This window comes from Mucilaginibacter sp. (assembly GCF_965200995.1).
In the GTDB taxonomy this organism is placed as follows: Bacteria; Bacteroidota; Bacteroidia; order Sphingobacteriales; family Sphingobacteriaceae; genus Mucilaginibacter.
The window spans coordinates 2,494,220-2,509,153 of sequence record NZ_OZ241743.1 but is presented as its reverse complement, the minus strand read 5'-3'; the positions used below and the strand labels follow the sequence as shown (position 1 = coordinate 2,509,153).

At 44.1% G+C, this 14,934-nt stretch carries 13 protein-coding genes; 7 read left to right on the top strand and 6 right to left on the bottom strand.

What is annotated here, in order from left to right; genetic code table 11:
- The first annotated feature begins 186 nt into the window (after window positions 1-186).
- The gene (locus ACY652_RS11800; RefSeq protein ID WP_462264576.1) at window positions 187-831 is read left to right on the top strand and encodes a SatD family protein; all 645 of its coding nucleotides are present in this window, start codon (window positions 187-189) and stop codon (window positions 829-831) included.
- Complete coding sequence (locus ACY652_RS11795) at window positions 824-1,174, top strand: hypothetical protein (protein WP_462264575.1); 351 nt, start codon at window positions 824-826, stop codon at window positions 1,172-1,174. The genes ACY652_RS11800 and ACY652_RS11795 overlap by 8 nt, the downstream gene beginning before the upstream one ends.
- A gap of 181 nt (window positions 1,175-1,355) precedes the next feature.
- Here ACY652_RS11795 and ACY652_RS11790 read toward each other — a convergent pair whose 3' ends face one another.
- The 5 genes from ACY652_RS11790 to ACY652_RS11770 form a co-directional block, all read right to left on the bottom strand.
- Window positions 1,356-1,946 carry an HNH endonuclease gene (locus ACY652_RS11790; RefSeq protein ID WP_462264574.1) on the bottom strand — a complete coding sequence of 197 codons (591 nt, stop codon included), beginning with the start codon at window positions 1,944-1,946 and terminating at the stop codon, window positions 1,356-1,358.
- Window positions 1,903-2,886 (bottom strand): DNA cytosine methyltransferase, encoded by a 984-nt coding sequence (locus tag ACY652_RS11785; RefSeq protein ID WP_462264573.1) that lies wholly within the window; start codon window positions 2,884-2,886, stop codon window positions 1,903-1,905. Before ACY652_RS11785 ends, ACY652_RS11790 begins: the two co-directional genes overlap by 44 nt.
- A gap of 209 nt (window positions 2,887-3,095) precedes the next feature.
- Entirely contained in the window at window positions 3,096-4,691 is a 1,596-nt protein-coding gene (odhB, locus tag ACY652_RS11780; RefSeq protein WP_462264572.1) for a 2-oxoglutarate dehydrogenase complex dihydrolipoyllysine-residue succinyltransferase, read from the bottom strand.
- Window positions 4,692-4,804: 113 nt separating this feature from the next.
- Entirely contained in the window at window positions 4,805-7,630 is a 2,826-nt protein-coding gene (locus tag ACY652_RS11775; protein WP_462264571.1) for a 2-oxoglutarate dehydrogenase E1 component, read from the bottom strand.
- A 646-nt stretch (window positions 7,631-8,276) separates the two neighbouring features.
- The gene (locus tag ACY652_RS11770; RefSeq protein ID WP_462264570.1) at window positions 8,277-8,567 is read right to left on the bottom strand and encodes a hypothetical protein; all 291 of its coding nucleotides are present in this window, start codon (window positions 8,565-8,567) and stop codon (window positions 8,277-8,279) included.
- A gap of 280 nt (window positions 8,568-8,847) precedes the next feature.
- Here ACY652_RS11770 and ACY652_RS11765 point away from each other — a divergent pair, with 280 nt between their 5' ends.
- On the top strand, window positions 8,848-10,155 hold the full coding sequence (locus ACY652_RS11765; protein WP_462264569.1) for an RHS repeat-associated core domain-containing protein: 1,308 nt from the start codon (window positions 8,848-8,850) through the stop codon (window positions 10,153-10,155).
- Between the two features lie 7 nt (window positions 10,156-10,162).
- Window positions 10,163-10,450, top strand: a complete 288-nt coding sequence (locus ACY652_RS11760) for a YrhB domain-containing protein (RefSeq protein WP_462264568.1) — start codon at window positions 10,163-10,165, stop codon at window positions 10,448-10,450.
- Between the two features lie 851 nt (window positions 10,451-11,301).
- On the opposite strand, the gene ACY652_RS11755 is transcribed toward ACY652_RS11760, so the two are convergent.
- Window positions 11,302-11,787: a hypothetical protein gene (locus tag ACY652_RS11755; RefSeq protein ID WP_462264567.1), complete on the bottom strand. Its 486-nt coding sequence runs from the start codon at window positions 11,785-11,787 to the stop codon at window positions 11,302-11,304.
- Window positions 11,788-12,158: 371 nt separating this feature from the next.
- Between ACY652_RS11755 and ACY652_RS11750 the strand changes: the two genes are divergently transcribed.
- The 3 genes from ACY652_RS11750 (at window position 12,159) to ACY652_RS11740 (ending at window position 14,930) form a co-directional block, all read left to right on the top strand.
- Window positions 12,159-12,863, top strand: a complete 705-nt coding sequence (locus tag ACY652_RS11750; RefSeq protein WP_462264566.1) for a peroxiredoxin family protein — start codon at window positions 12,159-12,161, stop codon at window positions 12,861-12,863.
- Complete coding sequence (locus ACY652_RS11745) at window positions 12,860-13,306, top strand: thioredoxin family protein (RefSeq protein WP_462264565.1); 447 nt, start codon at window positions 12,860-12,862, stop codon at window positions 13,304-13,306. The genes ACY652_RS11750 and ACY652_RS11745 overlap by 4 nt, the downstream gene beginning before the upstream one ends.
- Window positions 13,307-13,712: 406 nt before the next feature.
- Window positions 13,713-14,930, top strand: coding sequence for a PDDEXK-like family protein (locus tag ACY652_RS11740; protein ID WP_462264564.1), 1,218 nt, complete (start codon window positions 13,713-13,715; stop codon window positions 14,928-14,930).
- Window positions 14,931-14,934: the final 4 nt, after the last annotated feature.

Here is a 14,934-nt window from a genome sequence, read left to right as displayed (position 1 = left end):
GTGCGATATGACGCACGGAGGGCCGGGTTTTATGTTTGGATTCAAGTCCGCCTGCGGAAGACTTAAACCAGTGAGGAACTTGGGTTAAGTATAAAAGAATGATTACAAATTTCACTATAATGGAAATAGCTTTCATCATTTCAATATTTGTGAAACAAAATATTGAATTTCATTATATTTGAAATTATGAATGACGAATACTACATCCTAATGGCAGACATCATAGGAAGCCAAGAAGCTAACCAGAAACTTTTGATGGCAGATTTTGAAGATATTGTAAAACAAATTAACAAATCTCATGCTAAATCATTCCTCTCCCCTTTAACCATTACTTTAGGGGATGAATTTCAATCAGTACTTAAGGATCTACCAAACTCATTATTAATTATACTGGCGATTGAAGAGCTGATAATTAAAAATTATAAATCTTTTAAATTAAGGTATGCATTAGTTGAAGGAACAATTGATACTCCAATCAACCTTAATATTGCTTACGGAATGTTAGGAGATGGCCTTACACGGGCCCGCAAAAAAATTGAACTGACAAAAAAGTCGAATTCAAGATTTGAATTTGAAATTAACGACAAAAAAAAGTCAGAAGCGCTGAATCATCTGTTTTTTTCACTTCAAAATTTACTGGATGCCTGGGACATAAAGAAAGATTTCAAGTTAGTAAATAGCTTTTTGGCTCATCAGGATTACAAAACAGTTGCTAAGCTATTAATAAAAGAACCCTCATTGATGTGGAAGAGAAAGAAAAGCTTAAAAATAGATATATATCAATCTTTAAAGCAAGTATCATATTATATAGGAGGGTTAAAAGATGATTAAGATTATCCAATTTATACTTGCCCTGTTAATAACTGAAGCGCTGTTAGCTGTGATATTTTATATTGTGGCAGCCATATTTTACAAAAAGACGGAAATAAGCGTTAAATCGGTTGTTAAAGGCTTTGCTGAACGATTATTTCTTCTTATTGCTTTGGTTAATGGCTACTCACAGGCACTTACATTTTTTAGTGCCCTCAAACTGGGTACCCGTCTAAAGCATCAGGAACCACAGTTAGAAATGGATGGATTTAATGATTACTATTTGATTGGTAACTTAACTTCAGTAGCAGTAGCTATTGGTTATACTTGGATATATCATTCATTGTTTCCACCAGTGGTCTGAATGATATGTTAGGGTGGACTCCCGTCCGCCTTTACAGCACTGGCCCGCTGTTATAGCACTGATTAAAGTTGGGTGCTGCTATATCTATTTTTGTGCAATATGACGCACGGAGTGCTGGGTTTTATGTTAGGATTTAAGTCCGCCTGCGGAAGACTTAAACCAGTGACAAAATGCCCATTCTCTACTCTTCAATTATCACCTTTGCTTGATTAGGAAACTTCTTTATGATCCACTTTAAAACATCAAGTTGATCTGATGCCGGAGCACGTCTTATTTGAGCAAGAAGATTGATGGCTTGTGGACGATTTAAGGTTAAATTTGAGGCCCCCTCATTACATACTGAACATATAGCACGTAAATTATTCCGGTCGTCTGTTCCACCCATAGACTTATCTATGATATGCCCAAGATGAAGACGAGTTTTGCGATTTGCATCATAAGGATGCGGTTCACCTGCGGCAGCACCACACATTTGACAAGTAAAACCATTACGATCTAAAACATAAGCCCTTGTCTCTTTAGATATACCTCTTTCAAAGGATGGAATTGGCTTTAAATCAACGAGCAGATACTCACCGGGTTTGAGGTTACTCATATCGTTATGAGTAACTATATTCATACCCTCCTGATTTCTTAACTCCCTTACTCTACGTGCCCACTCACTGGTTCCTGCAACTTCCCTTAGAATGTTTGAGTCGAGTACTTTTCCTACATTTACTTTAAAATAATCACGCAGCTTCGATCTCGAACCCTGCCCCTTTGGTGATTTCATATCTATATTTTTCAAATGCGTTAACTATTTCGTCTCCAAATGCTTTAGCAACTGGGGGTGGAAATGCGTTTCCAACTTGTCTATATGCAGGTGTTTTCTTTCCAACAAATTTCCATTTTTTGGGAAAGCCTTGAATTAAGGCTGTCATTTGTAATGTTAGTCGGGGCATACCAACAAAATCAGGTAAAGGTGGCTTATCTGCAAGCCCCTTTCCACAAATTCCCATCTGTGCCCAAGATTGTTTGGCTCTTGTAGGTCCGAGGTCGGCACCACCGTGCTTCTTTGATCCGCCTACTAAAGTCGGTGCTATACTGTTAGCCTTTTTTAACCAATCATTATCATCCCAACCTAAAGAAGTTATTTCTTCATGTAGCAATTGCCCAACAGATGGAAGATATAGATCAAGCTTTTTAGGCCAATTGAAGTAATTAAAATATTCCTGTTTAATTGCAATTAATATTGCTCTTGGACGTAACTGGGACACTCCATAATCAGATGAATTAACTAATTGCCAAATACATCGATAGCCAAGCTCCTTTAATTCAGATAAAATTTGAGATCTATACGAAGAAAACTTTTTAGATAAGATTCCTTTCACATTTTCAAGCATAACGGCTTTGGGAGAACACTCTTTTATTAATCTCAATGCTTCAGGAAAAAGATCTCTTTCATCATCTTTTCCCAACTGCTTTCCAGCTATTGAGAAAGGTGGACAAGGAACGCCGCCAGCAAACAAATCAACATCTTTATATTTTGTTGCTGAAAAGGCTCTAACATCTTTTTGAATTATATTCCAATCTGGACGATTAAACATTAATGTTTGGCAAGCAAGTGCTTCAATCTCAACTAAAGCTACATGTTCAAACCCTGCTTGATCAAGACCAATGGCTTGACCACCTGCACCAGCACATATTTCAATTGAAGTATAATTTTTCGACATTAATACAAATATATATCTTATATCATAAGGAAGGATCTGAAAGCTTATCAAGCTTGCAGTTTATTATTAACATTTTGTAAAATTGTATCAACATCATCTACATCCTTATTCTTTGAAGTCATCATCTTGAAAGGTATACGCATTTAACTCAGCAAATACAAAAAGCCCGGCTTAAAACCGGGCTTCTCTCATATCATAATTCAAACCCCTTACACCCCTAACAGCAAGCGTGCAGGGTCTTCCAGCAGTTGTTTTACACGTACCAGGAAGCTTACCGATTCGCGGCCGTCGATGATGCGGTGGTCGTAGGACAGGGCCACGTACATCATCGGGCGGATCACCACTTGTCCGTTCACGGCAACCGGGCGCTCAATGATGTTGTGCATTCCTAAAATAGCCGATTGCGGCGCGTTGATGATCGGGGTAGACAGCATGGAGCCGAACACGCCGCCGTTGGTAATGGTAAAGGTACCGCCGCTCATTTCCTCAATGGTCAGCTTACCTTCGCGCGCCTTTACCGCCAGGCCCACTACCGCCTTTTCAATCTCGGCCAAGGTCATGGCATCTGCATTACGGATCACCGGCACCACCAGGCCTTTAGGGGCCGATACGGCGATAGATACGTCGGCATAGTTGCTGTATACTACCTCTTCACCCTCGATGCGGGCGCCTACGGCAGGCCATTCCTTCAGGGCCTCGGTAACCGCCTTGGTAAAGAACGACATGAAGCCTAAGCCCACGCCGTGCTTTTCTTTAAACTTGTCTTTGTACTTGCCGCGCAGATCCATAATGGGCTGCATATCCACCTCGTTAAAGGTAGTCAGCATGGCGGTTTCGTTCTTCACGCTCACTAAACGCCGCGCTACGGTTTTACGCAGGTTCGACATCTTTTCACGGCGTTCGCCACGGGTGCCTGTCGGGGTGCTTTGCGCTGTTTGCGGTACAATTTGCGGTGCAGAGGATGCCGGCGACTGTGCGTTCTTTGGTGAAGCATTGTCGGTATTTTTGGCATCGGCCTGGGCGTTCTGTGCATCCTCTTTGGTAATGCGGCCACCTACGCCGGTACCGTTTACCGCGTTAGGCTCCACACCTTTTTCGGCCAGTATCTTGCCGGCAGCCGGCGAAGGCGTGCCTGCGGCGTAACCGCCTGCCTTGCTTTCGGCAGGTGCTGCCTGCGGCTGTGCTGCCGGTGCTGATGATTGCTGTGCAGCAGGTGCAGCGCCGCCGCCCGGCGTAATGGAGCAAACTACCGCGCCAATAGCAAGGGTATCGCCTTCGTTAGCAGTGGTGTGCAAAGTGCCTGCGCTTTCGGCAGTCAGTTCAAACGTGGCTTTATCCGATTCCAGTTCGGCAATGGCCTCATCCATCGCTACCTGCTCGCCATCCTTCTTGATCCAGCGCGACAGGGTAACCTCGGTAATGGACTCCCCTACCGGCGGCACCTTAATTTCAAGCGGTGCTGCACTGGCAGCCGGGGCAGCGGCAGGCGCGGCTTCTGCTTGCGGCTGGGCGGCAGGTGCGGTTTCCTTCTGTTCCGCAGGAGCGGCAACCGGTGCCGGAGCAACCGCGCCGCCATCTTCAATTTTGGCTACTACGGCCCCAATAGGCAGGGTGTCGCCCTCGCTGGCTATGGTGGTTAAAGTTCCGGCCTGCTCGGCGGTAAGCTCAAAGGTGGCCTTGTCTGATTCCAGCTCGGCAATCACCTCGTCCATCTGCACCGCATCGCCCTGCTGTTTAATCCAGCGCGACAGGGTTACTTCAGTAATGGATTCGCCCACCGGCGGAACTTTGATCTCTAAACTCATGGTTGAATGTGTTGTATGTTATAAATCACCCCTCCCAATCCTCCCCGAAGGGGAGGGCTTATTGATTAACTTAGCCCCCCCCTTCGGGGAGGGTTGGGAGGGGTGTGTTCTGTTTAATCTGCGCTTGATTTGGCCATTTCGCGGGTGGTTTCCTGCACGGTTTCTTTTACTTCTTTGCCGGCCTGGTTATCTTCAAAGGCCTTGGCAATAATATACAACTGCTGCGAATTATGCTGCTTGCTGTAACCGGTAGCGGTACTGGCGGCTTCCTTGCGCGAAATTACATCCAGCTGCAACGTGCGCTTACGGAACTTGCGCAGCAGGAACGGCCAGGCACCCATATTTTCGGGTTCTTCCTGTACCCAGATGAAATCCTTGGCGTTGCTGTATTTTTCCTGCAGGGCTTCCATTTCTAATACCGGGGTTGGGTAAAGTTGCTCCACACGTACCACGGCTACATCCTTACGGTTATCCGCCTGTTGTTTTTCCAGCAGCTCGTAATAAATTTTACCGGTACAGAACAGTACGCGTTTTACCTGTTGGGCATCGGCGTAGCTGTCATCAATCAGCAACTGAAAACCGCCCTGGGTAAAATCTTCCAGTTTGGACACACATGCCGGGCTGCGCAGCAAGCTCTTGGGTGTAAATATCACCAGCGGCTTACGGAAGTTGCGGTGCAGCTGGCGGCGCAGGATATGGAAAAAGCTGGCCGGCGTGCTGCAATTGGCTACCTGTATATTGTTATCGGCGCAAAGCTCCAGGTAACGCTCTATACGTGCCGAGGAGTGCTCGGGGCCCTGGCCTTCGTAGCCATGCGGCAGCAGCAGCACCAGGCCGTTACCGCGCCTCCACTTGGTTTCGGCGCTGGCAATGTATTGGTCGATGATGATCTGGGCGCCGTTGGCGAAATCGCCGAACTGGGCTTCCCAAATGGTCAGCGCATCAGGATAAGCCAGGGCATAGCCATATTCAAATCCTAATACGCCATATTCTGATAATAAAGAATTATAAATGCTGAAACGCGCCTGGCCCTCGCTTACATGATCCAACGGGGTGTATTCCTCATCGGTATCGGGCAGGGTAAGCACGGCATGGCGGTGCGAGAAGGTACCGCGCTTTACATCTTCGCCGCTTAAACGTACCGGGTAACCCTCTTTCAGCAGGGTACCGTAGGCCATCAGCTCGCCCATAGCCCAATCGAACGTGTGGGTTTCGTTTACCATCCTTTTGCGGTCTTCAAACAGCTTTTCAATTTTCTTGAAGAACTGTTTATCGCCCGGCAATTCGGTAATCTGCCTGCCTACCTCCAGCAGTTCCTGTTCCGATACTTTGGTTTCGGTATCGGCGTATACTTCCTCGGGGGTAGCAATATGCAGGCCATCCCAGGCACCGGCAAACATGGGCTTAATGTCGGTAAAGCGTTCTTCCGATTTCGATTCGTTCAGCTTTTCCTGCAACAGGTCGCGGAAACTCTTTTCCATTTCCTGGGCCAGGCTGGCATCCACGCTGCCCTGGTCCATCAGCTGCTTGTTGTATATTTCGCGCGGATTAGGGTGCGCTTCAATGGCCTTGTATAATGTTGGCTGGGTAAACTTTGGCTCGTCCGCCTCGTTGTGGCCGTATTTACGGTAGCACAACAGGTCGATAAATACATCTTCGTTAAACTCCTGCCGGTACTCCATCGCCAGGTTAATCACGTATACCACCGCCTCGGCATCATCGCCGTTTACGTGCAGCACCGGCGACAGTACGGTTTTAGCCACATCCGAGCAGTAGGTGCTGGAACGGGCATCTTTGTAATTGGTGGTAAAACCAATCTGGTTATTGATGACCAGATGGATGGTGCCGCCGGTTTTGTAACCGTCCAGCTTTTCCATCTGCAATACCTCATACACAATACCCTGGCCGGCCACGGAGGCATCGCCATGGATCAGGATAGGCGCAATGCGCGTATTATCGTTGTTATATTTAGCGTCAATCTTGGCGCGGGTAATGCCTTCTACTATCGGGTCTACCGTTTCCAGGTGCGAAGGGTTGGGGCAAAGGCTCAGGTGTACTTTTTTGCCGTTGGTGGTTTCCACATCGGTAGAGTACCCCAGGTGATATTTTACGTCGCCGCCAAAGGAAGCTTCCGGGTCGTAGGTTTTTCCTTCAAACTCAGAGAACACCTCTTTATAGGTTTTACCCATGATATTGGTGAGCACATTAAGGCGGCCCCGGTGTGCCATACCGATGGTAAATTCCTCAATGCCCAGGTCGGCGCCCTTTTCAATTACCGAATCCAGCGCCGGGATCAGCGACTCGGCACCTTCCAGCGAAAAACGTTTCTGGCCCAGAAACTTGGTACCCAGAAAGCTTTCGAATACAACGGCCTGGTTCAGCTTGTTGAGGATGCGTTTCTTTTCCTCGATAGAGAAGTGAGGCGTATTGCGGCCTTTTTCCATCCGGTCTTCAAACCATTTGATCTTGTGCGGATCGCGGATGTAGCGGTACTCCGCCCCTATCGACTGGCAATAGGTTTGCTCCAGCATCTCGCGGATGTCGCGCAGTTTGGCCGCGCCCAAACCTACTTCCACACCGGCGTTAAATACGGTATCCAGGTCGGCATCGCTCAGGCCAAAGGTTGCCAGTTCTTTGCCCGGAAAATATTTGCGGCGCTCGCGTACCGGGTTGGTTTTGGTAAACAGGTGGCCGCGGGTGCGATAGCCGTTTATCATGTTCAGCACGTTAATTTCCTTCAGGAAATGATCGGGGGTGGCGCTGCCTGCAACAGGCGCTTCGCCCTGTGCCCCTTCGGCTGGCGGCTGCTGGCCGAAATCAAAGCCTTCAAAAAATTTCTGCCACCCGTAATCTACATTAGCGGGGTCCTGCTGGTAAGACTGGTAGAGGGTATTTATATAATCAGCGTTGCCGCTGTTCACGTACGAAAGACGGTCCATAGGTATTCCTATTTTAAAAACGGTACAAAATTACAAATAAGCACTGTAACTTTTACGGTTTTATTTGGAAATCGTTTGCAGGAAGTTTATATTTTGGGGCGGAGGGTTGAGGGGATTGAGCGGAGATGCGTTGCTGGTATTATTCTACACTGGTTTAAGTTTTCCCTGCAAGGGGCAGCTTAGATCCCAAATGATACCAAGGACTCCCGTCCGCCTTTGCAGCACTGGCCCGCTGTTATAGCACTGATTAAAGTTGGGTGCTGCTATGCTGGTTGTGTGCGGTATGACGCACGTAGTGATGGGTTTTATATTAAGATTTAAGTCGTCCTGCGGAAGACTTAAACCAGTGAGGGGTATTAGCAAAACTTGGAGAATGAGACTCTATTTCTCCTTTAATCAGCGTCCTGACTTGCGACGAACTGTAATTACTCCCCGGGCAGTTAGTAATGAGTGACTGATAAGTTGGCAATAGTATACTATTCTAATTTTAACAAACAGTTTTTTAACGCGTTGGTATAAGAAAACTCAACATTGGGTTCTGTTCGTCCCCATTGTATTCCCTTCTTTAAAAGTTCAGAATCCCTCGTGTTTGCTTTCAAGAAGATGATCAACTCTTTATTTAAAAACTCCTGATAACTACCTTCCTCTAAAAAGCTTCGTACTTTATAAAATTGCCGGTAGCCTTGCCTTTATAAGTTTCTAACAGTGCGGCATCAATAACATATATCTCACCTGCTTTTACAGCTTTGTTTACTTTAATTTTAGCAACTAAATCCGACTTGGCATACGCATCTTTGATAAAAGCTACAGGTAATTTAACCGTATCGGTTTTAGCAGTGGCGGTATCGGCTAACTGTTTATTTGCTGGGCCTTTGCCAGAATAATTACATGCAGCTAAACTTAGTAATGCAGCTGTAAATAAAATATATATCTTCATCGGCAAAAGTTTATAAATGGCATTTAAATAACTTACCGTAGATTCAATTGTTTTGCATTTATGCATGTGGTCGGCGTTATCACCGCACCTCTTACACTGGTCTAAGTTGAGCGTAGCGTAACTTAGGCGCCCCTTATACTGGCGCGGATTTGTACTTCGGGCCTTAGTTCTTTGAAATGATTGAACTGCCTGCTGACAGGTTTTTGTCAGTGTTTACGTATGGTGAACACTGACAGCATTAAGCTTCAGCACGTTCTACGTACGGGATGCGCAGGGTAACATGCTGGCCACGTATGACAACCAGGGCAATGCCATTAATTGGCGCGAGCAGAGCCTGTACGGCTCCTCAAGGCTGGGCTTATGGAAACCGGATTATGCCTTAACCTCAGCTACGGTAGACCAGGCATCCAAAGCGTTCAACACGGCAGGCAGCCGCCAGTATGAGCTGACCAACCACCTGGGCAACGTACTGGCAACAGTAAGTGACCGCAGGTTACAGGATGGCTCTACCAGCGGTGTACCTAATTACAAGCCGGATGTGCTGACGGCAACGGACTACTATCCGTTTGGTATGGCCATGAAAGGCAGGAGCACAGGCAATGCTTACCGCTATGGCTTTAACGGTAAGGAAAATGACAAGGACATTAGCGATGGGGCGCAGGATTATGGTATGCGCATTTATGATGGCCGGGTCGGCAGGTTTGCTTCCATAGACCCGCTAAGCCTGAAATATCCCTGGTACACCCCTTATCAGTTTGCAGGTAACAGCCCTATAGCCAATACCGATTTGGATGGCGAGGAGGAATGGCACTATACCATGTCCTTAGACAAGCAGGGCAAAACAGCGCTTAAGCAAACTGCCTATATTACTGACAATCACCACTCCTTTTTAGGTTTTGAGTGGGATACCCAAATTCAGACCCAGCGCTATGTAGTTACCTATGGTAAGAACACCTATTACATTGGCTTTGCCAGCAACATTGGCCGCAGCAACAACTGGAAGATGGCCCAGTTCAGGCAGTTCCTGAAAAGTCCGGATGCGCAGAAATTTGTCAATACCTTTGATGACGCACAAACCGAGCAGCAAAATGCGTTTACCAGCGATATGCAGATTGCCGCTGTTGCATCGCTATCCGTTTACGAAAATATAAAACTATCTACTAAGGTTAGGTTAACTCCCAATAGTGAAACTGAAGCTGGTTCATCAAATCCAAAATTTGATGTAAAGGATATTAATAAAGTTAACGGGAATACCAATTGTGTTAATTGTGCTTTAGCGACAGATAATTACTTGAAAGGTAGACCCACATCTGCTTTAAATTCACAACCTACTCAACTTTCTGTTATTGAGCAGGAGTATAATGCTAAATTTACTCATGGATTATCTATAGAGCAGGTTAAAGGAATGGTCGGACAGAAAGGACAGATGGGTATTGTATTTGGAAATCGGGGGATTGGCCGTGTTGGGCATGTATTTAACGTTATAAATCAAAATGGTCAAATCAATTTCATTGATGGTCAGACAGGTCAAGGGGCAAATTTGTCAGGTTACAAAAACTTTTCATTTATCCCTACAGTAAATCCATAACACGAAAATGAAAACTCAACAGGAAATCCAATGTGAAATAGAATATTACTTAAATAGTACATATTTGTCACCGGATGATAAATTGATTATTTTAGGAGATGAAACAATAGATAATGATTCCTACTACGTATTCTTTTACGTTAATGAGCGATATTTAAAAACTAATGATATGAGTGATTTGATTGTAGGCAATGCACCGATTATTGTTGACAAAGAGACGGGTTCTAAATACGTTACGGGTACTGCTTTTCCCATCGAGCATTACATGGCAGAATATGAAAAATCATTAAAATAAATACTAAAATCTCGCTCCTTGATATTGGCGCAAGTTCGCAACTTGCGTCTTTGTTCTTTGAAATGATTTGTTACTTAACGTGAGTTCGGGATAAGGGAATGAAAAGAGAGAAACCTTTGCTTGATATAACGGTCTGAATATCAATAAGTAATTATATTTTGTTATCTTTAAGTGTCGAATTTAAACGTTAACAGCCTATGCTTACTCCTGATAAAATTCCTTCACTGGTCTAAGTTTAGCGTAGCGTAACTTAGGCGCCCCTTATACTGGCGCGGATTTGTACTTCGGGCCTTAGTTCTTTGAAATGATTGAACTGCCTGCTGACAGGTTTCTGTCAGTGTTTACGTATGGTGAACACTGACAGCGTTAAGCTTCAGCACCTACTACGTACGGGATGCACAGGGCAACACGCTGGCCACGTATGACAACCAGGGCAACGCCATCAACTGGCGCGAGCAGACCTTGTACGGCTCTTCAAGGCTGGGCTTATGGAAACCGGATTATGCCCTGAACTATTCCTTACCCCAGGATGATGCGCTTGCCCTGTCTGCTAAATATTTCAGCTTGTGGTCAGTGTTATCACCGTACCACTTTATAGTTACCCTCGCAAGCGGACGGTACGGTGATAACACCATGAGTGTTCGGAATATTTTTTCAAATTCAGATAATTGTTTCCACGTCATGCTGAACTTGTTTCAGCATCCCACCAGCAGAGACGATAGTAAGGTAACCACGCGGCCAGCGCAACGGTATACTTTTCCTGAGGGATGCCGAAACAAGTTCAGCATGACCGCATTTTTTATCTCCAGGATACTGATGGCGATAACACCAACCACAGGCAGAATTCCATATTAGTAGCGCTTTTGAATCGAGTTTATGATGAATGAAAATTCTTTTTTTGATGTCATTGAATCAACAGGCATTTTATTTTCCACTTCAACTTGATGATGCACAAATAAGTACTTTTCATTTTTAGCATTTACATGGTAATAATAAACTGCAGAAGTGCTATCGGCTACTTTAACAAGCTTTTCCTGAGCCTCCCCAATTGGTGTGTTATTAATTCTTAATAAAAATTGTTCGTAAAAGGGGCTGATTTTAGTTCTGGCAACATACACAATATCGCTTTTAGAGATATGAAAATTAAAGTCTGAATGGCGCAGCAACTGCCTGGCCAGTGTAAGATCATGCGCCGTAGGTTTATAAAATCTGTAGTCGCTGTAATAACTTACCGAGAAGGGCTTTACAGATATCTTAGTATAACTGTCATACTGTATCGAATACGGTACCCGACGACTACAGCTTTGAAAAACAGCCAAACCTAACATGGCGAACATGATGTAAACTTTTCTATTTCCACTGAGCTGCATAAGGAGTACAATTACATTGAAGATTCAAATTTAATATCATTTACCTTTTATTTGCGTTCGTTTGCAGTAAGTCACTTCACGCTGTCCGGCGTTTGCAACGCCTCTTTCAGTGCTTGTCATGCAACTCTTTCACATCGCAAATTTAACGCTTTGCCATTAATAAGATAACCGCTGATGGTTTAACTTTGATTATGCTTACCATAACTTGAATTTATTTCAAAAACTTCGTAAGGATTAATAATAAATTGCGACTAAGCGGTGAAATAGCTTTATGTATCCGTTCATCAGTAGCTGTAGAAGTTTACCGGCGGTACTGTTCATCTTTAAAAAAACAACAAATGAAACGTATTCTATCAAAGGCATCTGCCTTTTTACTCATTAGCGGCGGTATGTTATGCTTCACTGCAAGCAGCCATGCTGCTGACCGGCCTGCTACTGCAATAACTGACACCGTTGCTACGCTTAAATATCCTGCAAAATCAACGGATATCAGCCCTCTGCTGATTGGTGAAGCGATACCGGCGGTTACCATTCCGGCCGCTGATGGCAAGGCGTATAATCTCAACGCCCGGATTGCGGAAAAGCCAACCATTCTGGTGTTCTACAGAGGAGGCTGGTGCCCTTTCTGTAACAGGGAACTTGCCGGTATCCAGGCCATACAGGCAGACCTGGTGAATATGGGCTACCAGATTATCGCCATCAGCACTGATAGTCCGGAGAACCTTGGCAAAAGTATCAGCAAGCATCAACTGACCTATACCTTGTTATCGGATGCCGATCTTGCCGTTTCCAGGCAGTTTGGCATTGCCTTTAAAGCGCCTGCTGCTTACAGTGCGACACTGGCCCAGGGCTCGGGCGGAAAAAATTCAGATCAGTTACTGCCGGTGCCTTCGGTTTTTGTGCTGAACCAAAAGGGCATCATTCAGTTCGAGTACATCAATCCCGACTTCAAGCAACGCATCAGCCCGGATTTACTGAAATCAGTAGCCGCTGCCTTGCGTAAAGACAATGCGGCAAAAGATAAAGACCAGCCCTCAAAATGAAAATATTACGCCTGATAAAACGGAGCGCCCTGCTTATCGCAGGGATGAGCGCCCTGTTCACGCACCTGGTGGCCGGGCAGCGTAAAACAACGCCGCAGCCGGAAATTAATTTTACCGCGCAAAACCTTGCCAGCGCGGTTAAGCTTTCCAAACAAATACATAAACCCATTTTTGTGGATGCCTATGCGGTGTGGTGTGCCCCTTGCAGAGAATTGAAGCGAAGTACGTTTAAAGACAGTAAGGTTGCTGCCTACTTCAATAGCCACTATATCAATGTTACGATTGATGTGGAGAAGCCGGCAGGTGCAGACTTTGCTGACCGGTACGAGGTCAGCAGCTATCCTACGCTGTTGTTCATTAGTGAGGATGGGAAAGTGATGAAACGAATAGAAGGATTTGTAGATGCTAAACAGTTAATTGCGGCTACCTCATCCTTAAGATAGTAAGTTTTCCTTTTAAGTTGGATAGCCGCTAAGTTTAATTCTGCCCGGCGTTCTAAGCAGCCCCAGACACGTATATACCAAGTTGGCGCTTTCAACCACCGGCAACAAGGTAAAAAAGCAGAGGCAGGCTATATACCTCCGTAGTTGTCATCGTGAACGTTAGTGAAGGATCTGTACGCCTGGTTCGGCTACTATACAGATCCTTCACTAACGTTCAGGATGACAAGGCTTTGTTGCTTATATTTGTTTAGAGGCGTTGCAAACGCCGGACAGAGGACGCGGCTCGTTATAAACGAGCGCGAGTGAGAGAGTGAGATTTGGAAGTTTTAAACTTCGAATAATTGGATAAATCTCATTTTGTTATTTTAATAGAAATATTGATATTGCCAAACCTTACAAAGTAAATATGTCTGTCACAAATCATAAGACACAAGCATTGCTTGACAAAATTGGAGTAATTGATTTTAAATATCAAAAAGTTCGCCAAGCTAACAAATTCAACGTTTTTAATTTACTAGCTAACAAGTTTGATGAAGTTCATTTTCATTCAAAGTTTTTGTATGAATTACTACACCCAGAAGGTAGTCATGGCTATGGAACTTCATTTTTAAATTTATTTTTAAATCGCCTTGGGCTTGATGCAGTCGGTTCAGAACTTGTTAACGTTTATAAGGAATATAAAAATATTGATATATTAATAAGAACCTCTAAACAAGCTGTTGTTATAGAGAATAAGCTATATGCTTCGGATCAAGACAAGCAACTTGAACGATATTATGAAATATTGAGGAAAGAAGGAGTAGATGATATCAAGCTAGTTTATCTCTCTATCGACGGCAAAGAGCCTGATACTAATAGTATTGGGAAGTTATTTAATTTACCAGATTGGCTTCAAATATATATTCCAATATCTTACAGCTTTGAAATTCTTTTCTGGATTGAAGACTGTATTAAAGAATCCTACAATTTCCCTGCTCTTAGAGAAACCTTAATTCAATATCAACTAATAATTAATAATATAACCGGGAAAACTATGAACCATGATGAAAGAACAGAAATACTTGCTTTGCTTGCTGAAGGAGACAATATAGTAAATGCAAAAAAAATTGCAGAAAACTGGGTTCATGTAAAATGGCATACAGAATGGGACTTTTGGACTGATTTAGAAGCTATAGTTTCAAAAGAGTATGCTATCATGGATAGATGTAAATTTTCGGCAGATAAACTTAATGGTGTAATACATAGAAGTCGTAATCGGCTGGCTTGGTATGGCATTATGTTTAAACTTAATGAATATAAGAATTGTGAGATTTGCTTGTTCGTTGAGCGTGGATGGGAAGATGTTTATTATGGTATTACAGTGATTAGAAATGGAAATAGAGATGTTAGCAAGGAGCCTAAGTTTGTTGATTTGGCCAAAATCATTGAAGAAGTTAGCGAATGGGGGCGTGAGAATTCATGGCTTGGAGGAAACTTTTGTGAGCCGCGTATTAATTTTGAGCAGTTTTCAAATGAAACCACTCTTAAATTGTTAAATACTAATGAAAGAAATAATTATATAACAAAATTGTGGACTCAAATCAAAGAATATGTATTTAAAGTTAATGCTTTAATCGATAATTGAGTCA